We start from the raw sequence: 20066 nt of genomic DNA on the forward strand, positions 1-20066 counted from the left end.
TATTATACCACATAATCCATTATTTGTCCTCTAATATTTTTCATTAACTTCATTTTTATGTAATTTTATTGACACATAAAATACATATTAATCTGATAAAATGCCTTTTAAAATTTTTGTTGGATATTTCTATTCTTTATGATAAAATATCTAGTATTTTATACAAAAATTTATGTGGAGATGATTTTTAAATGAAAAAAAATAAAGCTATCTTTTTAGATAGAGATGGTACTATCAATATTGATAAAGATTATATGTATCGTATTGAAGATTTTGAGTTTGAACCTAAAGCAGATGAAGCTTTAAAAATTTTAAATGATTTAGGATATATTCTTATTGTAGTAACTAATCAATCTGGTATTGCTAGGGGATATTATACTGAGCAAGATGTTCAAACTCTTCATGAAAATCTTTCAAAAATTTTGAAAGAAAAAAATATAAATATATCTAAATTTTATTATTGTCCTCATCATCCTACTAAAGGAATTGGTGAATATAAATTAGATTGTTTTTGTAGAAAACCATATCCAGGAATGATATTAAAAGGAATAGAAGAATTTAATATAGACCCTTCTCTTTCTTTTATGATAGGAGATAAATTGTCTGATGTTGAAGCTGGACTAAAAGCAAATGTAACTTCTGTAATTTTAAAAACTAGAAATGATATAGATTTTTCATCTTTATCAGAAAACATTTTAATTTTTGATTCTTTGTATGATTTTGCTATAAATTTAAAAAAATTAAATAATAATTAAATTACAAAAATATTTTATTTTTTATTGTAAAATAATCACTAAAAGTGTTAAAATATAAATTGACGCTTTAACTTTTTTTATAAATCTAACAAAGGAGATTTAATTTTTATAACAATGAAAGAATTATTAAAATTAATAGAAGAAAAATTTCATAAAACTTTTAAAATAGATAATATTTCAAAAGTTGAAATAGATAGTAGAAATATCAAAAAAGGAGACTTATTTTTTGCTATTAATAATGGTAGAAACTATATTGAAAATGTTTTAAAAACAGAAGATACTATTGTTATATGTGATGATAATAAATGGAAAAATCATGAAAGAGTTATTGTGGTAGAAGATACTATAAAAGCTATACAATCTATCGCCAAAGATTATCGTAAAAGATTAAATATTAAATTAGTAGGTATTACTGGCAGTGAGGGAAAAACTACTACAAAAGATATAATTCATGGAATTTTATCTTCTAAATATAAAACAAAAAAAACAGTAGGAAATTATAATAATCATATTGGCCTTCCCTTTACAATATTACAACTAGATGAAAATGATGAGTTTGGAGTAATCGAAATGGGAATGAGTCACAAAGGAGAAATTTCAGCTCTATGTGATATTGCTAATATAGATTATGGAGTCATTACAAATATTGGTGATTCTCATCTTGAATTTATGATTAATAGAGATAATGTATTTTTAGAAAAAAGTCAAATCAAAAACTATATTTCAGAAAAAAATTTTTTTATTTTTGGAGATGATGTTTATTTAAAAAATCTTTCTGGAAATAAAATTGGTTTTAATGAAAATAATGATTTTGTTATAAGTGATTATTCTGAAACAATAGATGGAGTTAATTTTTCTGTAAATTCTAACTCTTACTCTTTTAAACTTAATGGTAAACATAATTGTATTAATGCTTCTATTGGAATAGCTCTTGGTCTTTCATTAGGTTTAACTTCTTCTGAAATTCAAAAAGGTCTTAATTTAGTTCAAGTAACTCCAATGAGATTTCAAAAAATAGAAAAGGATGGAATTTTATATATTAATGATGCTTATAATGCTAGCCCTGTATCTATGAAAGCCTCTTTAGAAACTTTTAATAGAATTAATTTTTCTAAAAAGAAATTAGCAATTCTTGCTGATATGGGTGAAATGGGAAAAGATGAAATTTTCTATCATGAGGATGTTTTAAATTTTGCTAATAATACAGATATTGATACTATTATTATTTTAGGTTCTTTAATGAAAGAAGCTTATAAAAATATAAAATCAAATAAATTTATTTTAGTTGAAAATAAAGATGAAATTAAAAAATTAATAAAAAATAATTTTTCTGATAGAGTTATTTTATTAAAAGGTTCTAATTTTAATCATTTATGGGAAATCATCTAGTTTGAGGAGAGAAAATGTTATATATTTTAAGTGAATTAAATAATAATTTAAATTTTTTGAAATCTATATATTTAAGAATTTCAATAGGATTTGTTCTTTCATTTTTAATTGTCCTTATTTTAGGAAAACCATTTATAAAATATTTAAAAAAAATTAAATTTGGAGAAGAAATAAGAGAATCAGGTCCAGCTTCTCATTACTCTAAAAAAGGAACTCCTACTATGGGAGGAGTTCTTATGATTTTTGGTGCTTTGCTTTCTTCTTTGATTATTTGTGATTTAAAAAATAAATTTGTTATCTTACTTATAATTACTACACTCCTTTTTAGTGCTATTGGTTTTATAGACGATTACAAAAAATTTACAGTAAATAAAGATGGGTTAGCTGGGAGAAAAAAATTACTTCTTCAAACTATTATTGCTGTTATAGTTTGGATATTTATAAAAGAATTTGGAATTACAGGTAATAAAATTATTGACTTCTCAATTATAAATCCTCTTTGGTCAGGTTCTCATATATATATAGGTAGTTTTTTGATGTTAATATTTACAATTCTAGTTATCAATGGTACATCAAATGCTGTTAATATTACTGATGGACTTGACGGACTTGCTACTATGCCTGTTATAATCAGTTGTAGTATTTTAACTACTATTGCTTATTTTAGTAGTCACTTTGAATTAAGTTCTCATTTAAGATTATTTTATATTGTTGGAGCTGGAGAAATAGCTGTTTTTCTTTCAACTATAATAGGAGCTGGACTTGCTTTCTTATGGTATAATTGTTATCCTGCTCAAATATTTATGGGTGATACAGGTTCTCTTACTCTTGGAGGAATAATTGGAGTTATAGGAATTATTTTAAAACAAGAGTTACTTATCCCTATAATTGGTGGAGTTTTTGTTATGGAAGCTGTTTCTGTTATGTTACAAGTTGGTTCTTATAAATTAAGAAAAAAAAGAATATTTAGAATGGCTCCTATCCATCATCATTTTGAATTAATGGGAATTCCTGAATCTAAAGTAACTTTTAGATTATGGATAATGGCACTAATTTGTGGAGGAATAGCATTAAGTATTGTAAGACTTAGAGGTATATTATAATTTATAATTAATTTTGGAGGTAATAATTATGGAAAAAGCCATTGTTTTTGGAAATGGTGTTAGTGGTAAGGGTGCAAAAAAATTACTTGAATCAAAAGGAGTTGAAGTTGTTTTAGTAGATGATAATAGTGGTGTTAAGTCATCTGATGCAGTTAAAATATTAGCTGAAATAAATCTTTTTATTAAAAGTCCTGGTATCCCTTTTGATAATGAATTAGTAAAAAAAGCTTTAGATTTAGGAATTGAAGTTATAGATGAAATTGAATTAGGTTATAGATATATTGTTGAAAAAAAACTACCTACTAAAATAGTGGCTATTACAGGAAGTAACGGAAAAACTACAACTACTTCTAAAACTACTGAATTATTACAAAAAGCTGGATTTAAAGCTATGCATGCTGGTAATATAGGAAATTCTTTTGCTGAATTACTTTTAGAAAATCCTGACCTTGATTATGCAGTTTTAGAATTAAGTTCTTTCCAGTTAGAAGGAATCAAAAATTTTAAACCTTATATATCTTTAATTGTAAATCTATCTCCTGACCATCTTGATAGATATGCTGTAGTTGAAGATTATTATGAAGCTAAATTTAATATTTGTAAAAATCAAAAAGATAATGATATCTTTATTTATAATGTAAATGATGATGAAACTATGAAAAGGATTCCATCAAAAGTATTCTGTGATACAAGAACTATAACTGTTGGAAAAAATAAAGAAATTGCTAATTGTTTTGAAGAAAATGGTTGGGTTCTTTATAATGGCGAACAAATTTTAGAAGTTGACAAACTTTCTTTAAAAGGAAAACATAATTTAGAAAATTCTCTTTTCATTATTACAATTGGAAAAATTTTAAATATATCTAATGAAGTTATACAAAATTGTTTATATAATACAAAATCTTTAGAACACAGAATGGAATTATTTTATAAATGGGGAAATACAATATTCATAAATGATTCTAAAGGAACTAACTTAGATTCTACAAATTTTGCTATTGCTGCTTATAAAGGTTCTATCCTTATCTGTGGTGGTAAAGATAAAGGTTTACCTTTAGATAGTATGATCGAAAATATAAAACTTAACATTAAAAAAGTTTATTTAATAGGAAAAATGGCTAATAGAGTTGAAAAATCTCTTTTAGAAGCTAATTATTCAAAAGAAAATATTTTTAACCTTGGAACATTGGAAAATGTACTAAAACATATTAAAGAAAATATAACTTTAGAAGATAAAGAAGTAGTTTTACTTTCTCCTTCAACTTCTAGTTATGACCAATTTAAATCTTTTGAACATAGAGGAAAAGTTTTTAAAGAATTAGTTGAAGAAATATTTGTTGGAGGAGAAATATTGTGAAAATAGTTATTACAACAGGAGGTACTGGAGGGCATATTTATCCTGCTTTATCTGTAGCTAAAGAATTTCAAAAAAGAGGACATGAAGTTACTTTTGTTGGTAGTTCCTCAAGAATGGAAAAAGATTTAGTTCCAAAATTTGGAATTAAATTTATAGGTTTAAATATTAGACCTGGAAAATCTATCAAAAATATTATTTCTATTTTATTTTTAATTCTACATTGTATTAAATATATAAGCAGAGAAAATCCTGATGTTATCATAGGATTTGGAAATTATATCTCTTTTCCTATGATATGTGCTGCTTTTATTAAAAGAAAAAAAATATACCTTCAGGAACAAAATGCTAGTATAGGAATGACTAACAAACTTTTCTATAGATTTGCTGAAAAAGTATTTTTAGCTTTTAATTCTACTTTTGAAGAATTACCTATAAAATTTCAAAATAAATTTAAAGTAACAGGAAATCCTTTGAGAGAAGAAATCTATAAAATAAATAAGCAAGAAGAAAGAGAAAAATTAAAAGTATCTCCTGATGAAAAAATCTTAGTTATAACAGGTGGAAGTTTAGGAGCTAAAAGTATCAATGAAGCTGTAGCTAAATATTGGGATGAATTAGAAAATAAAAAAGGACTTAGAATTTACTGGGCTACTGGTACTAAAAATTATGAGGATATCTTAAAAGATTTAGAAATAAAAAATGTCAATCATGTTGTAAAACCTTATTTTGATAATCTTATCAATGTTATGGCTGCGGCTGATTTAATTATTTGTAGAGCTGGGGCTTTAACTATATCTGAAATTATTCAACTTGAAAAGCCATCAATATTAATTCCTTATAATTCTGTCAAAGTTGGACAATATGAAAATGCTATGATATTAAAAGAAGCTGGGGGAGCTCTTATTTATAATGATAAAGAGGTTGATGAAGCTATTGAAACTGCTTTAGAAATCCTAGAAAGTGAAAATATTTTACATAAAATGGGGAATAATGTTAAAAATTTAAAAACAAACAATGCTACAAAAACAATTGTAGATACAATTGAAATTTGGAGGAATAATTAATGAAAAATATCTTTTTTGTTGGCATCAATGGTATAGGAATGAGTGGACTAGCACAAATAATGAAAACATTAGATTATAATGTTTCTGGTTCAGACCCATCTAATAGTTATCTATCTGAAAAGATGAAAAATCAAGGTATCAATATCTTTTCTAAACATGAAAGTAAAAATATTGATAATATTGATACTCTTGTGGTTTCTACAGCTATCGGAGAAAATAATCCTGAATATAAAAGAGCTAGAGAAAATAATCTTACTATCATTAAAAGAGGAGAACTTTTGGCTACTCTTTTAAATAAGAAAACAGGAATTGCTGTAGCTGGTACTCATGGTAAAACAACAACTAGTTCTATGCTTTCATCTGTTTTATTAGAAAAAGACCCTACTATAGTAGTAGGAGGAATTATTCCTGAAATTAGTTCTAATGCTAGATGTGGTAAGAGTGATTTATTTGTAGCTGAAGCTGATGAAAGTGATAACTCTTTCTTATTTATGAAACCTAAATATTCTGTTATTACAAATATAGAGGCTGACCATTTAGAAAAACATGGTTGTTTAGATAATATTATTAACTCATTTAACACTTTTGCTTCTCAAACTTCTGAAGAAGTTATTATATGTGAAGACTGTCCAAATTGTAATGAGATAATTAAAAATCATTCAGTAAAAACTTATAGTTTAATCAATAAAAAGGCTTTTCTTTTTGCTGATAATATAAGAGTTTCTGGTAAAAAGACTCATTTTGATGTATATATAGATGGAAAATATCAAGGAGAATTTATTTTAAGCATCCCTGGAAAACACAATGTTTATAACTCTTTACCTGTTATATATTTAGGTTTAAAATTTGGAGTTTCTAAAGAAAATATTAAAAATTCTATATCTAACTTTACAGGTGCTAAAAGAAGATATGATATTTTATTAGATAAAGAAAATGTCAAAGTAATAGATGATTATGGACATCATCCTACTGAAATAAGAGCTACTCTTGAAGGAGCTAAAAGTATTGAAAATAAAGAAATTACTGTTATTTTCCAACCTCATAGATTCAGTAGAGTTAAATTTTTATTAGACCAATTTGAAGGAGCTTTCGATAAAGCTGATGAGCTTATTCTTTTACCTGTTTACAGTGCTGGAGAAAAAGATGAGTTTGGAGTTACTATTGAAAATCTTTTTGAAAAAATAAAACATCCTAATTCAAAAATTATATTTTCTGAAAGTGAATTAGAAAAAGATATCCTATCTAGAAATATTCCTAGAACATATATATTTATGGGAGCTGGAAATATTTCTAGTTTTGCTCATTCTATTGCTGATAAACTTAAATAATTATTGAAAGGTTTAATATGATTATAACTAAAGATTGTAATATGAAAAATCATTCTAGTATGAAAATTGGTGGTGTAGCTAGACAATTTATTGAAATAGAGAATAAAGAAGAATTATATCCACTATTGAAAAATTTAAAAAATTATTTTATAATAGGAAATGGGACTAACCTCCTTCTATCTGATGATTTTTTGGATTTTGATTTTATTTCATTAAAAAAATTACGTAAAATTTCTATTATTGATGAAAATAGATTAAATGTAGAAGCTGGTTTAGATTTTCCTCTTTTTCTTAATTATTTAGAAAAAAATAATCTTTCTGGATTGGAAGAATTAGTCGGAATTCCTGGTACTGTAGGTGGTCTTATTTTTATGAATGGTGGTGCCCATGGAAGAGAGATTTTTGATTGTATAGAGAGCATTGAAGTTTTAGATGAAAAAGGAAATATTTTAATAATAGAAAAAAAAGATTTAAAGATAGGTTATCGTTACACTGAAATAAAAGAAAATAATTGGATTATTCTAAGTGCAAATTTTATATTTCAAAAAAATTTCAATAAAGAATTATCTGAAGAAATTAAAAATAAAAGAAAAAATTCTCAACCACTTGAATTCCCTAATTTAGGTAGTACCTTTAAGAATCCATCTGGTTTTTTTGCAGCAAAACTTATTTCAGAATCTGGTCTACAAGGTTATAAAATAGGTGGAGCTCAAATTTCTACAAAACATTCAAATTTTATTGTTAATATTGAAGGAGCTACATTTTCAGATGTCACTTCATTAATAAAATTAGTAGAAAAAACTATCAAAGAGAAATACAACATTAACTTAGAAAAAGAAATAATAGTTTTAAAATAAAGGGGGAATACAATTTTGAGAATAGCTGTATTTATGGGAGGAGTTTCCTCTGAAAGAGAAATATCTTTAAAAACAGGAAAAGCAATATTAGAAAGTCTTCAAAGACAAGGTTATGATGCTTATGGTGTCGAACTTAACCATGAAAATTTATTATCTGCTTTTCTTGAAAATGAATATGACCTTGCTTATTTAGCACTACATGGTGTTTATGGAGAAGATGGAAGAATTCAAGGTCTTCTTGATATCTTAGGAAAAAAATATACTGGTTCTGGTATGATTGCTAGTGCTGTTTCTATGGATAAAAATTTAACTAAACATGTGGCTGAGAATGTAGGAATTCCAGTTCCAAAAAGTTATTTAAAAGAAGAAATTAATTCTATAGAACATTATCCTATTGTTGTTAAACCAACTACTGAAGGGTCTACTATAGGATTATATATTTGTAATAATCTTGAAGAATTAAAGAAAGCTATTGAACTTTCTGGGGATAAAGATATAACTATAGAAGATTTTATAAAAGGCGAAGAACTTACTGTTGGAGTTCTTGAAGGAGAAGCTCTGGGAGTTATAAGAATAAAACCAAAAAGTGGACTTTATGATTATACTTCTAAATATACAAAAGGAATGACTGAATATGAATTTCCTGCTAAAATAGATGAAATTTCTTACAACAAAGCTATGAAATATGCAGCAAAAATCCATAAGGCTCTTAATATGCGTGGAATCTCTAGAAGTGATTTTATTTTAAGAGGAAATGAACTTTTCTTCCTTGAAGTCAATAGTTGTCCTGGAATGACTGAAACTAGTCTTGTTCCTAAAGTAGCTACTTTAAAAGGATATTCTTTTGATGATTTGACAAAAAAAATGGTTGAAAATTTTAAATAATAATACTATAGGTGATTTTTTTGGGATTACTTATTCGTTTAAGTGTATTTGTTCTATTATCAATTGGAATTATTAAAACTCACAATAATTTTTTTAAAAGAGATGACTACAAAATTAATTCTGTAGAAATAACTGGTTTGTCTGAAGAAAAAAAAGATGAGTTTTCATTTTTTAAAGACAATTTTTTGGGAGAATCTCTTTCACATATAGACACTGATAAAATTAAAAATTTTATAAAGCAAGATGTCAGAATAGAAGATGTTAAAGTCAATATATTTGATTATAATAAATTAAATATTGATATAAAAAAAAGAAAACCAAAATACTATTTACAATATAATAATAATATTTTTTTAATTGATAAGAATAATATTATTTATGGTGAAATACATGAAGAAAAAATTTCTAGTCTCCCTTTCATTTTAGTAAAAAATAGCTTTGAAATTTTACCATTATTGGGTATAATAAAGAATATTGAAAATGTTTTAAAAGGTAGTATTTCTCAAATATATAAAGTAGATGACAATTGTATTAATATCGTTTTAACAAATGGTTCTATTTTAAAAACTAATGAAAAAGTACCTTTAGAAAAATATGTAATAGGTGAAACATTATGTTTTGGATTATCTAAAGATAAAAAAATAAACTATGTTGATCTTAGATTTCAAGATTATGTAGTTAAATATTTGGAGGATAAAAATGGGGAATAACAGTATATACAAGTTTGTTCTTGATATAGGAAATTCAACTATTAAATTATTAGCTGGAGAACTTGATGAAACAGGAAATAAATTAAGAGTTATCAGTTATCAAGAAGTTAAAACTCAAGGAATGAAAAAAAATATTATTGAAAATCCTATTATTTTAAGTAATTGTATCAAAGATGTTGTTAAGCTTGTTGAAGAAGAAACTGGGCTTATTGTTGAGAAAGTTACTTTAGGATATGGTGGAACTAATATTTTCTCAAGAACTAAAAATGTTAAAATCGATTTTAATCAAGAAAAAGTTATAACTCAAGAGGATATAGAAAAACTTTATGGTATAGCTTATCATGATTTATGTAATAATGATGAAGAACTTTTAGAAAGAGAAATTTATAATACAAAGGTTAATAATGGTGGACTTATTAAAAATCCTATTGGAATGGTTGGAAGATATTTCCAAGGAGATGTTCACTTAATCTTTATTAAAAAAGAAAATCTAAATGATTTATTAGAAGTTGTCCATAGAGCTGATTTAGAAGTAGAATCTACTATATTAAACTCATATGCAGCAGCAAAATCTACTCTTAGAGAAGAGGATAAAAAAAGTGGAGTCGCTCTTATTGATATTGGTGGTGGAAGTACAGATATTATTATTTACAAAAATAATAAACTTATCTATACAAAATCTCTTCCTATTGGAGGATATCACTATCTTAGTGATTTAGGATATATTTATAATATTTCTTTAGAAGAAGCTCAAAGTATTATCTATAAAACTGCTGTTATAAGAGATAACAAATATATTTTACCTAGTAAAGAACTTGAAGTAAAGTCAGTTTCTGATGCAATTAATGCTCGTTCTACTGATTTTATTAGTCTTATTAGAAAAACAATAGATGAATCTGGTTTCCAAGGTTATCTTGAAAAAGGTATCTTTTTAACTGGAGGAGTTGCTAAAATGGATGAAATGTATGATTGGATTAATATAAAAATTGGTTATCCTGTTACAAGAATTAATCCATTAAGAATAAATGGTATAATAAATCCTACTCCTGAAATGTCTGTATCTATTGGTATTCTTTTAGAAATTATGGAAAAAGAATACTTAGAAATAAAGAAAAAAGAAAAAGAAGAAAACCAACAAAACTCTTCTTCTGAAATAGTAAATAATACTACTAAAGAGCCTACTGAAATAGAGACTAATAAGTCTTCTGAAAAAACTAATCAAAAATCTAAAAAGAAAGAAAGTTTCTGGAAGAAAATATTTTCTAATTTTATATAAAATATTGGGAGGTTATAAATGTCTGACAACATTGTAAAAATAAAAGTTATTGGAGCTGGTGGAGCTGGTGGAAATGCTATAAATGATATGATAACAACAGGAGTTTCTGGAGTTGAATTTATAGCAGCTAATACAGATGCTCAAGATTTAAGTAAATCTTTAGCTGATGTAAGAGTTCAATTAGGAGAAAAATTAACTAGAGGACTTGGAGCAGGAGCTAATCCTGATGTAGGAAGAGAATCTGCCGAAGAAGATGTAGATAAATTAAAACAACTTCTTGAAGATGCTGATATGTTATTTATTACAGCTGGAATGGGTGGAGGTACTGGTACTGGTTCTTCTCCTGTAATAGCTAGAATAGCTAAAGAACTAGGAATCTTAACTGTAGGTATTGTTACAAAACCTTTTGGGTTTGAAGGTGGAAAAAGAAGAAATAATGCTGAAAGAGGAATTGCTGAGTTAAAACAATATGTTGACTCTCTAGTAGTTATTCCTAACGATAAATTATTTGAATTACCTGATAAAACAATAACTCTACAAAATGCTTTTAAAGAAGCTAATAACATTTTAAAAATTGGTATTAAAGGTGTAGCTGATTTAATGATTGGAAATGGTCTTATAAACCTTGACTTTGCTGATATTAAAACTACTATGCAAAATTCAGGAGTTGCTGTTTTAGGATTTGGAGAAGGAGACGGAGAAAATAGAGCTATGAAAGCTACTGAAAAAGCTTTAAAATCTCCTCTATTAGAAAAATCAATTTCTGGAGCTAGTAAAATCCTTCTTAATATAGCTGGTTCTTCTGATTTAACTTTAATGGAAGCTCAATCTATAGCTAATATTGTTAAAGAGGCAGCTGGAAAAGATGCTGATGACGTTATGTTTGGAGTTAATATCAATGATGAATTAGAAGATAGAATAGAAGTAACTATTATAGCTAATAACTTTGTTGATGAAATGGAAAAAACTGAACCATTTATTAATATCCAAGCAAAACAAGAAAAAGTTGCTACTACTCCAGTTGAACCAAGTACTACTACTAGAAACAATGACTTAGATTTAGATTTACCACCTTGGATTAGAAGCAGTAGATAATAATAAAAATAAAGGGTATTGTAAATTTACAATACTCTTTTTTATTTTTATAAAAAATTATAATTTTCTAAAATATAAAAAAACCCTTGATTTTATTATAAAAATATGATATTATAATTAAGGCCCTGCTCAATTAATTTAATTTTTTGGGCTAAAACCATAGGGAGGAGGTAAACAAATGAAAGCTTACGAAATCATGTACATCATCAACCCAACTGTTTTAGAAGAAGGTAGAGAAGCTGTTATGGCTAAAGTTAACGATATCTTAACTGCTGCTGGAGCAACTGTTGCTAAAACTGAAAAATGGGGAGAAAGAAAATTAGCTTATCCTATCGACAAAAAGAAAACAGGATTTTACGTGCTTGTTACTTTAGAAATGGACGGAACTAAATTAGTAGATGTTGAAAGAAAACTTAACATTACTGAAGAAGTAATGAGATATATCATTGTTAAAAAAGACTAGTTTCAAAAAATCTATTATTAAGTAAAAGTTTATTTCAAAAGGAGGTATTTAAAATGGCTGAATTCAGAAGAAGAAGAGCTAAATTAAGAGTTAAAGCTGAAGAAATCGATTACAAAAACGTTGATCTTTTAAAAAGATTTGTTTCTGATAAAGGAAGAATAAACCCATCTAGAGTAACTGGAGCTAACGCTAAGTTACAAAGAAAAATAGCTAAAGCTATTAAAAGAGCTAGAAACATCGCTTTAATTCCTTACACAAGAATAGAAAAGTAATTTTAATAAAAGAGGCAGAAAGTAATTTTCTGCTTTTTTTATTTTACGAAAAAATAATAAAGGGTGTTGTAAATACAACACCCATATCTCTTATTCTATTATATTAGAATTAATAAATAATCTTGGATTTACAAAAGTAGTTCCTACACTAATTGTGAAATGTAAATGAGGGCCTGTAGTAAATCCAGTATTTCCACTTTTACCTATAGTTTCCCCTTTTTTTACTGTATCTCCAACTTTTACACTAAGTTCACTCATATGAGCATAAGCTGAATAAACATTTAATCCATGGTCAATTATTATAGTATTACCTGTTGTAGTTAAATTCTCAGCAAGAACTACTTTTCCATTATTTGTAGCTTTTAAAGTTGTCCCAACAGGTACAGGGAAATCCATTCCAGAATGATAACCTACAACTTTATTATTTACAAATCTCATAGCTCCAAAAGTACTACTTATATCATGATATTTTTTATCCTCCATAGGATATATAAAAGTTCCTTCCCATAATTTCTCTTTAATTGGATTAGATTTTGCCTCTGCTGTTTTATTTGTCATAACTTTCATATTAGATGAAGACCTTTTTGCTTTCATAGTCTTACTAACAGTAATATAACTTTTTTTGAAATTTCCATCTACTATCTTTATATCTTTTTTATAAATTAATTGATTTTTATTGTATATTTCTAAGGGATAATCTCCCTCTGCTGTAGAATAATGAACAGGAATTAAAGTAATTTTTTTATCATTATGAACAAAAGTTTTTAATTTTGTCTGAGACTTTTTAAAAACAATTTTATAATCCTTTTTTTTAGGATATTCAACTACAAATAATTCTCCCTGCTTCACTGTTTCACTAGAAATTTTTATATTTTTTTTAGTCATATAGATGTCAAAATCTTTGTAAAAAAATATACAAGAAAATATGCTTATACTCAATAATAAAATTAATATTTTTCTCATAAATACTCCTTTTTCTATTTTTTATTAGTTTATATTATACCATAATTAGTAGAAAAATATAAAATATATCTTCATAAATATTAATTTATTTGATATAATTATTATAGATAAACAAAAATAAATGTAAATATTTTTTTTATAAGAATTGGGGGAAGTATGAAATTATCTGTAGCTATGATAACTTTAAATGAAGAAAAAATATTAGAAAAAACTTTAAAATCTTTAGAAAATATAGCTGATGAAATTGTTATTGTAGATAATGGTTCTACAGATAATACAAAAAATATAGCTGAAAAATATGGAGTCAAATTCTTTCAAGAAGAATGGAAAGGATATGGTCCTCAAAGAAATTCATCTATTGATAAATGTTCTCATGAATGGATATTAAATATAGATGCTGATGAGGAAATTTCTCCTAAATTAGCTGAAAAAATAAAAGAGATAAAAGAAAATGAAACTGAAAAAAAAGTTTTTGAAATAAACTTTTCTTCAGTTTGTTTTAATAAAAAACTAAAATATGGTGGTTGGAGTAATCAATATCATATTAGACTTTTTAGAAAAGAAGCTGGGCGTTTTAATTATAATGAAGTTCATGAAGGATTTGAAACAAAAGAAAAAATATATAGATTAAAAGAAGAAATATATCATCACAGTTATGTTTCTTTGGAAGATTATTTCAATAAATTTAATAAATATACAACTTTAGGTGCTTTAGAATACTATCAAAGAGGTAAAAAACCTTCTAATTTTCAAATAATCTTCAATCCTATTTTTAAATTTTTGAGAATGTATATTATAAGATTAGGATTTTTAGATGGTATCGAAGGACTTATGATAGCTACAGCTAGTGCTATGTACTCAATGGTAAAATATTTTAAACTTAGAGAAATTTATAGAAATGGTTCTTATAAAAAATAGAGGTATATGTTTATGAATATAAATAAAATAAAAAAAATCATAATTTCTAGAACTGATAAAATAGGAGATTTGCTTTTATCTATTCCTAGTTTTTTTATGGCTAGAAAACTTTTTCCTAAAGCTGAAATTATGATACTTGTTAGAAATTATAATTATGATATTGTAAAAAACTTACCTTATATAAATAAAATCTTAAAAATAGATGATTATGATGAAAAAGCTTTAACTGATGAAATAAAAAATTTTAATGCTGATATTTTTATAGCTCTTTATAATGATAAGCTTATTTCAAAGATTGCAAAAATAAGTAAAATTCCTTATAGAATAGGACCTATTTCTAAAATTTATTCTATTTTTGCTTTTAATAAGGGAGTTTGGCAAAAAAGGTCTCATTCTATAAAAAACGAAGCCTTTTATAATTTAGATTTAATAAAAAAAATAGATGAAAAAAAATTTGATGAACTTTATGAGTTAAATAGCAAAATCTATTTAGAAAAAGAAAATATAGAGGTAGCTAATAAATTTTATACTGAAAATAAAATAAAAGGAAAAATATTTTTAGTTAATCCTTTTATGGGTGGTTCTGCTAAAACTATTACAGATGAACAATATACTTCTCTTATTCAAAAGTTTTATGATAAAGTAAAAGATATAACTGTAGTTATAACTTGTCATATTTCTGAAAAAGAAAGAGGAGAAAAAATTGTAAAAAATATAAATAGAGAAAAAGTTTTTTTATTTGCTAATGAAGGTTCTGTTTTAAATTTAGCTGCTGTTATTGACAGATGTGATTTATACTTAGGTGGGTCAACAGGTCCTACACATATAGCTGGAGCCTTAAATAAAAAAATAGTTGGTATTTATCCTAATAAAAAAACTCAGCATCCTATTAGATGGGGAGTAATAAATAATGAAAATGTAACCTATATTATTCCTGATAGACCAGAAAGAAATATAGTGGAAAATTATTCAAAAGAGGATAAATATTTTAAATCTTATGATAATGAAATTGAAAATGAATTATTATTAGCTTTGGAAGAAAAGCTTAAATAAAAGTAGGTGAATATTTTGAGAATATTAATTATACATACAGCTTTTATAGGAGATATAGTTTTATCTACTCCACTTATAAAGAAAATAAAGGATACTTATCCTGATTCTGATATTACCTACGTAACAACTCCTAATGGAGAAGCTATTTTAAAAAATAATCCTCACTTAAATAATATTATTGTCTATGATAAAAGAGGAGAACATAAAGGTTTAAGTGGAGTTTGGCAGTTAGGAAAAAGACTTAGATATGAAAATTTTAATATGGTTATAGTACCACATAGATATTTAAGAAGTTCTGTTTTAGCTTGGCTTTCTCGCTCTCCTATTAGAATAGGTTATGATATCGCTTCTGGAAAATGTTTATTTACTCAAAAAATTAAATACGATAAAAGTAAACATGAAGTAGAAAAACTATTAAGTTTTATTGTCCCAGAAAATAAAAAAAGATATGAGATTGAATTATATCCTAGTGAAAGTGAAAAAGAAAAAATATCTAATATTTGGAAAGAAAATAATCTTGAGGATAAAAAAGTGGTAATTCTTGCTCCTGGAAGTAAATGGTTTACTAAACAATGGCCTGTAGAATATTTTAATGAAGTTATAGAAAAGTTAAAAATTAATAAAAAGATAGGTATTGTTGTTGTAGGTGGTAAAGAAGAAGAAAATTTACCAATAGTAAAAGATGGAGTTGTCGATTTAAGAGGAAAAACTTCTCTTTTACAATTAGCTGATGTTTTATCAAGAGGAGATATTGTTGTTACTAACGATTCTTCTCCTATCCATATAGCTTCAGCTTTTAAAAAACCTAGAATACTTGCAATTTTTGGCCCTACTGTAAAAGAATTTGGCTTCTTTCCTTGGAGTTTAAATAGTAAAGTATTTGAGGTTGAAAATCTAAATTGTAGACCTTGTGGAATTCATGGAGGAAAATCTTGTCCTAAAAAAGATTTTCAATGTATGAAGAAAATATTACCAGAATATATTTTATCAGAAATAAATAGCTATTTAGGATGTGATAAAAATGTATAAAGGGATAATGGAAAAAAAGAAAGTTTTTTTTAATGAATTATCTTCTATTGAATTTTTTGATGTCATAAAAGAAGATAGATATAAACTTTTAAAAACTTTAAAATCTGACAACAGAAGTATTGTAAAACTTATTCAATTTAGAGGAAAACCATATATATATAAAATTCCTTTAGAAAAAAATACTAGAAAATGGCAGAGAATTTTATCTTTTTTTAGAGGTAGTGAAGCACAAAGAGAATTTAAAAATTTAGAAAAAATACTAGAAAATGGTTTTAATACTTCAAAACCTTATTTTGCATGTGAAATAAAAAAATTTGGAATGGTAATTGATTCTTATATAATAATGGAATATATAAACGGAAATGCTGGAGATATTAATAGTTTACCTTTTATTACTGATACTCTTAGCAAAATTCATAAAAAAGGTTATATTCATGGAGATAGTCAACTTTCAAATTTTATTCTTACTAATGATAAATGTTATATAATAGATGCTAAATTTAATAAAAGTATCTTTGGAAAAATAGCTCAAACTTATGAATTCATATATCTAGAAACTAGTTGTGGGCAAGATATAGGACAATTCTATAATAAAAAAGGTATTATTTATTTAATAGCTAGAGGTATTGATAATTATCTTATTCTTTGGGGAAGATTTAGAGCTTGGATAAAATCTTTAATAAGAGGAGAAAGAAATATTTCTTCAAGTGATACATCTAAAGAAAATTTTATTAATAAATTTAAAAATAAAATATCTACAGAAAAATTCAGTCAAAATTTTTCAAAAGTTTTTAAGAAAAAAGAAAATCAAAATGAAAATAATGAAAATAAAAATAATGATGAAACAAAGTCAAATAATCAGGAGGAACTTAAGTGAGAATTTTAATTATTAGATTAAGTTCCATAGGAGATATAATTTTAACTACACCTATTCTAAAACAATTAAAAGAAAAATATCCAAATATTACCATTGATTTTTTAGTTTTAAAAAATTTTAAAGACTCTATAGAAGGAAGTCCCTATATTGATAATTTAATTTTATTTGATAAAAAAATTAATGATGGATATAAAAATATCAAAGAATTAGCAAAAAAATTAAATAAAAATAATTATGACTATGTTTTTGATTTACATAGAAAATTTAGGTCAAAATTAATTTCTAATGGAATTAAAGCTAAAACTTTCACATATCCAAAAAGAAAAATATGGAAAACTCTATTAGTTAGATTAAAAGTTATAAAGTATCATGTAGATGATTCCATTATAAAAAATTATTTTAAAGCATTTAAAGTTTTAGATTTAAAATATAAATTTGAAGATTTACATTTCCCATTTACAAAGCAAGATTTAGAAAGAGTAAAAGAATTTGGTGGATTATTTGCTATAGCTCCTGGGGCTTCTAAAGAAACTAAAAAATGGTTACCTGAAAACTTTGGAAAATTAGCAAAAAAATTATATGCTAAATATAATATAAAAACTGTTTTATTAGGTGGAAAAGAAGATATAGAAAGATGTAATTTAATAAATAATATAAGTGATAATTCTTGTATTAATTTAGCTGGTAAACTTTCTTTAAAAGAAAGTGGAGCATTACTCTCTATATCAAAATTATTAATCACTAATGACTCTGGTCCTTTTCATATAGGAAGAGGAGTTGGATGTAAAACTTTTGTTATCTTTGGGCCAACAGACCCTAATATGTTTCAATTTAATAAAGATACTACTTTAATTTATTCCAATGAAAAATGTGCTCCATGTAGTCTTCATGGAGAAAAACAATGCCCTAAAAAACATTTTAATTGTATGAATAATATAAAAGTAGATTATGTATTTAATTTAATAAATAAAGACTTAAATAAGGAGGAATTATAGTGGCAGTAAAAAAAGTTACAACAGAAGTTGTAGATAAAAATAAAGCTCTTGAAAATGCTATAAAACAAATTACTAAAGATTTTGGTGAAGGTTCTATAATGAAGCTTGGAGAAAATAAATCTATGAATATAGAAGTTATTTCTACAGGAAGTATAAATCTAGATGCTGCTTTAGGACTTGGTGGAGTTCCAAAAGGAAGAATTATAGAAATATATGGAGCTGAAAGTTCTGGTAAAACAACTATTGCTCTTCATATTATAGCTGAAAGCCAAAAAAAAGGTGGAATAGCAGCTTTTATAGATGCTGAACATGCTTTAGACCCTGTATATGCTAAGGCTTTAGGAGTAGATATTGATGAACTTTTAATATCTCAACCAGATTATGGAGAACAAGCATTAGAAATTGTTGATTCTTTAGTACAATCTTCAGCCATTGATGTAATCGTAGTAGACTCAGTTGCTGCTTTAGTTCCAAAAGCTGAAATTGATGGTGAAATGTCTGACCAACAAATGGGATTACAAGCAAGACTTATGTCAAAAGCTCTTAGAAAATTAACAGGAACTTTAAATAAATCAAAAACTACTATAATCTTTATTAACCAAATAAGAGATAAAATTGGCGGATTTGGATTTGGTCCTCAAACAACAACTACAGGAGGAAAAGCTCTTAAATTCTATGCTTCTGTAAGACTTGAAATAAAAAGAGTTGGTTCTGTAAAACAAGGTGACGATATAATAGGAAACGAAGTTGTAGTAAAAGTTACAAAAAATAAAATAGCCCCTCCATTTAAAGAAGCTGCTTTCCAAATTATGTATGGAAAAGGAATTTCAAGAGTAGGAGAAATTTTAGATGCTTCTATTAAAGCAAATATTGTTTCTAAATCTGGAGCTTGGTTTAGCTATGGAGATATAAGACTTGGACAAGGAAAAGAAAATGTTAAAGCAAGACTTGAAAAAGAAGAAGACCTTTTAGAAAAAATCTATAGTGAATTAAAAGAAAAAGGTGTTAAACTTGCAACTTCTACAAGTGAAGAAGATGAAGAAAATTTAGGAGAAAATATTACTGAAGATGAAAATATTGAAAGTTCAGAGGAATAAGATACTTTTTGAAAATAATGTAGAAATCAGTCTTCAAAAAACAACAATAGATGAATATAAATTAAAAGAGGGAGTAGAGATTGAGAAAGATATTTATCTTAATCTCATTGAGAGAGCAGCTCTCTCTTTTTCTTATTGGTTACTTGCTAAAAGAGATTATTCTACAAAGGAATTTACATCAAAATTGATGATGAAATATAGAGAAAAAAATATTATTATAAATATAGTTGAAAAATTTAAAGAATTAAATTATCTTAATGATGAGGATTTTGCTCTTTCATACATTAATTCCCATAAAAGTTGGGGAAATAAAAAACTTGAATATAATCTTTTATTAAAAGGTATAGATAAAAATATTATTCATAACCTTTTAGAAGATAATATTGAAGATGAATTAAAAGAAATAGAAAAACTTTATATAAAAATGGGAACTAAAGAAAAGAAAAAGAAAATAGAAAGTTTAATGAGAAAAGGATTTAAGTATGAACATATAAAAAAAGTTATATCTTATTTAGAAAATTAAATTATTGATAAAAAAAGTAAGATATGATATTATATAGCTTGATTAATTTTTGAAAGG

At 25.5% G+C, this 20066-nt stretch carries 21 protein-coding genes; 20 read left to right on the forward strand and 1 reads right to left on the reverse strand.

The features are described from left to right. Window positions 1-191 precede the first annotated feature (191 nt). From gmhB to rpsR, 13 genes are all read left to right on the forward strand, one after another. Window positions 192-755 (forward strand): D-glycero-beta-D-manno-heptose 1,7-bisphosphate 7-phosphatase, encoded by a 564-nt coding sequence (gene gmhB, locus T364_RS0104005; RefSeq protein ID WP_027128441.1) that lies wholly within the window; start codon window positions 192-194, stop codon window positions 753-755. 114 nt (window positions 756-869) lie between these two features. Next, on the forward strand, window positions 870-2144 hold the full coding sequence (locus tag T364_RS0104010; protein WP_027128442.1) for a UDP-N-acetylmuramoyl-tripeptide--D-alanyl-D-alanine ligase: 1275 nt from the start codon (window positions 870-872) through the stop codon (window positions 2142-2144). 14 nt (window positions 2145-2158) lie between these two features. Continuing rightward, window positions 2159-3247, forward strand: coding sequence for a phospho-N-acetylmuramoyl-pentapeptide-transferase (mraY, locus tag T364_RS0104015; RefSeq protein WP_027128443.1), 1089 nt, complete (start codon window positions 2159-2161; stop codon window positions 3245-3247). 28 nt (window positions 3248-3275) lie between these two features. After that, a complete protein-coding gene (gene murD / locus T364_RS0104020) occupies window positions 3276-4604 on the forward strand; it encodes a UDP-N-acetylmuramoyl-L-alanine--D-glutamate ligase (protein ID WP_027128444.1) in 1329 nt (442 codons plus the stop codon). Continuing rightward, on the forward strand, window positions 4598-5668 hold the full coding sequence (gene murG, locus T364_RS0104025; protein WP_027128445.1) for an undecaprenyldiphospho-muramoylpentapeptide beta-N-acetylglucosaminyltransferase: 1071 nt from the start codon (window positions 4598-4600) through the stop codon (window positions 5666-5668). Before murD ends, murG begins: the two co-directional genes overlap by 7 nt. Further along, window positions 5668-6996 carry a UDP-N-acetylmuramate--L-alanine ligase gene (gene murC / locus T364_RS0104030; protein ID WP_027128446.1) on the forward strand — a complete coding sequence of 443 codons (1329 nt, stop codon included), beginning with the start codon at window positions 5668-5670 and terminating at the stop codon, window positions 6994-6996. Before murG ends, murC begins: the two co-directional genes overlap by 1 nt. Before the next feature lie 17 nt (window positions 6997-7013). Next, window positions 7014-7853, forward strand: coding sequence for a UDP-N-acetylmuramate dehydrogenase (murB, locus tag T364_RS0104035; RefSeq protein WP_027128447.1), 840 nt, complete (start codon window positions 7014-7016; stop codon window positions 7851-7853). A 15-nt stretch (window positions 7854-7868) separates the two neighbouring features. Next, complete coding sequence (locus T364_RS0104040; protein ID WP_027128448.1) at window positions 7869-8738, forward strand: D-alanine--D-alanine ligase; 870 nt, start codon at window positions 7869-7871, stop codon at window positions 8736-8738. A gap of 20 nt (window positions 8739-8758) precedes the next feature. Next, window positions 8759-9448: a cell division protein FtsQ/DivIB gene (locus T364_RS10460; protein WP_051532639.1), complete on the forward strand. Its 690-nt coding sequence runs from the start codon at window positions 8759-8761 to the stop codon at window positions 9446-9448. Continuing rightward, window positions 9438-10724, forward strand: coding sequence for a cell division protein FtsA (gene ftsA / locus T364_RS0104050; RefSeq protein ID WP_035945339.1), 1287 nt, complete (start codon window positions 9438-9440; stop codon window positions 10722-10724). The genes T364_RS10460 and ftsA overlap by 11 nt, the downstream gene beginning before the upstream one ends. A gap of 18 nt (window positions 10725-10742) precedes the next feature. Next, window positions 10743-11819 (forward strand): cell division protein FtsZ, encoded by a 1077-nt coding sequence (gene ftsZ / locus T364_RS0104055; protein WP_027128450.1) that lies wholly within the window; start codon window positions 10743-10745, stop codon window positions 11817-11819. Between the two features lie 178 nt (window positions 11820-11997). After that, window positions 11998-12282: a 30S ribosomal protein S6 gene (gene rpsF / locus T364_RS0104060; RefSeq protein ID WP_027128451.1), complete on the forward strand. Its 285-nt coding sequence runs from the start codon at window positions 11998-12000 to the stop codon at window positions 12280-12282. Between the two features lie 53 nt (window positions 12283-12335). After that, entirely contained in the window at window positions 12336-12554 is a 219-nt protein-coding gene (gene rpsR / locus T364_RS0104065) for a 30S ribosomal protein S18 (protein ID WP_027128452.1), read from the forward strand. A gap of 90 nt (window positions 12555-12644) precedes the next feature. On the opposite strand, the gene T364_RS0104070 is transcribed toward rpsR, so the two are convergent. Next, entirely contained in the window at window positions 12645-13517 is an 873-nt protein-coding gene (locus tag T364_RS0104070; RefSeq protein WP_027128453.1) for a M23 family metallopeptidase, read from the reverse strand. A 156-nt stretch (window positions 13518-13673) separates the two neighbouring features. Between T364_RS0104070 and T364_RS0104075 the strand changes: the two genes are divergently transcribed. Genes T364_RS0104075 through T364_RS0104105 form a run of 7 tightly spaced genes read left to right on the forward strand, consistent with a single transcriptional unit; the run spans window position 13674 to window position 20009 of the window. Next, window positions 13674-14435, forward strand: a complete 762-nt coding sequence (locus tag T364_RS0104075; RefSeq protein WP_027128454.1) for a glycosyltransferase family 2 protein — start codon at window positions 13674-13676, stop codon at window positions 14433-14435. A 12-nt stretch (window positions 14436-14447) separates the two neighbouring features. Next, entirely contained in the window at window positions 14448-15488 is a 1041-nt protein-coding gene (locus tag T364_RS0104080; RefSeq protein WP_027128455.1) for a glycosyltransferase family 9 protein, read from the forward strand. Between the two features lie 15 nt (window positions 15489-15503). Next, on the forward strand, window positions 15504-16517 hold the full coding sequence (locus T364_RS0104085; protein WP_027128456.1) for a glycosyltransferase family 9 protein: 1014 nt from the start codon (window positions 15504-15506) through the stop codon (window positions 16515-16517). After that, the gene (locus T364_RS10465) at window positions 16510-17394 is read left to right on the forward strand and encodes a lipopolysaccharide core heptose(II) kinase RfaY (protein WP_051532640.1); all 885 of its coding nucleotides are present in this window, start codon (window positions 16510-16512) and stop codon (window positions 17392-17394) included. Before T364_RS0104085 ends, T364_RS10465 begins: the two co-directional genes overlap by 8 nt. Continuing rightward, window positions 17391-18389: a glycosyltransferase family 9 protein gene (locus T364_RS0104095; protein WP_027128457.1), complete on the forward strand. Its 999-nt coding sequence runs from the start codon at window positions 17391-17393 to the stop codon at window positions 18387-18389. Before T364_RS10465 ends, T364_RS0104095 begins: the two co-directional genes overlap by 4 nt. Next, the gene (gene recA / locus T364_RS0104100) at window positions 18389-19486 is read left to right on the forward strand and encodes a recombinase RecA (RefSeq protein WP_027128458.1); all 1098 of its coding nucleotides are present in this window, start codon (window positions 18389-18391) and stop codon (window positions 19484-19486) included. Before T364_RS0104095 ends, recA begins: the two co-directional genes overlap by 1 nt. Next, window positions 19458-20009, forward strand: coding sequence for a regulatory protein RecX (locus T364_RS0104105; RefSeq protein WP_027128459.1), 552 nt, complete (start codon window positions 19458-19460; stop codon window positions 20007-20009). Before recA ends, T364_RS0104105 begins: the two co-directional genes overlap by 29 nt. The last annotated feature ends 57 nt before the right edge of the window (window positions 20010-20066 follow it).

This window comes from Fusobacterium perfoetens ATCC 29250 (genome assembly GCF_000622245.1).
GTDB lineage: Bacteria > Fusobacteriota > Fusobacteriia > Fusobacteriales > Fusobacteriaceae > Fusobacterium_B > Fusobacterium_B perfoetens.

Bases quoted from the DNA above. Each gene is read 5' to 3' on its own strand.
- gmhB (WP_027128441.1), top strand. From the start codon at position 192: ATGAAAAAAAATAAAGCTATCTTTTTAGATAGAGATGGTACTATCAAT.
- T364_RS0104010 (WP_027128442.1), top strand. From the start codon at position 870: ATGAAAGAATTATTAAAATTAATAGAAGAAAAATTTCATAAAACTTTT.
- mraY (WP_027128443.1), top strand. From the start codon at position 2,159: ATGTTATATATTTTAAGTGAATTAAATAATAATTTAAATTTTTTGAAA.
- murD (WP_027128444.1), top strand. From the start codon at position 3,276: ATGGAAAAAGCCATTGTTTTTGGAAATGGTGTTAGTGGTAAGGGTGCA.
- murC (WP_027128446.1), top strand. From the start codon at position 5,668: ATGAAAAATATCTTTTTTGTTGGCATCAATGGTATAGGAATGAGTGGA.
- murB (WP_027128447.1), top strand. From the start codon at position 7,014: ATGATTATAACTAAAGATTGTAATATGAAAAATCATTCTAGTATGAAA.
- ftsA (WP_035945339.1), top strand. From the start codon at position 9,438: ATGGGGAATAACAGTATATACAAGTTTGTTCTTGATATAGGAAATTCA.
- ftsZ (WP_027128450.1), top strand. From the start codon at position 10,743: ATGTCTGACAACATTGTAAAAATAAAAGTTATTGGAGCTGGTGGAGCT.
- rpsF (WP_027128451.1), top strand. From the start codon at position 11,998: ATGAAAGCTTACGAAATCATGTACATCATCAACCCAACTGTTTTAGAA.
- rpsR (WP_027128452.1), top strand. From the start codon at position 12,336: ATGGCTGAATTCAGAAGAAGAAGAGCTAAATTAAGAGTTAAAGCTGAA.
- T364_RS0104070 (WP_027128453.1), bottom strand. From the start codon at position 13,517: ATGAGAAAAATATTAATTTTATTATTGAGTATAAGCATATTTTCTTGT.
- T364_RS0104075 (WP_027128454.1), top strand. From the start codon at position 13,674: ATGAAATTATCTGTAGCTATGATAACTTTAAATGAAGAAAAAATATTA.
- T364_RS0104080 (WP_027128455.1), top strand. From the start codon at position 14,448: ATGAATATAAATAAAATAAAAAAAATCATAATTTCTAGAACTGATAAA.
- T364_RS10465 (WP_051532640.1), top strand. From the start codon at position 16,510: ATGTATAAAGGGATAATGGAAAAAAAGAAAGTTTTTTTTAATGAATTA.
- T364_RS0104105 (WP_027128459.1), top strand. From the start codon at position 19,458: ATGAAAATATTGAAAGTTCAGAGGAATAAGATACTTTTTGAAAATAAT.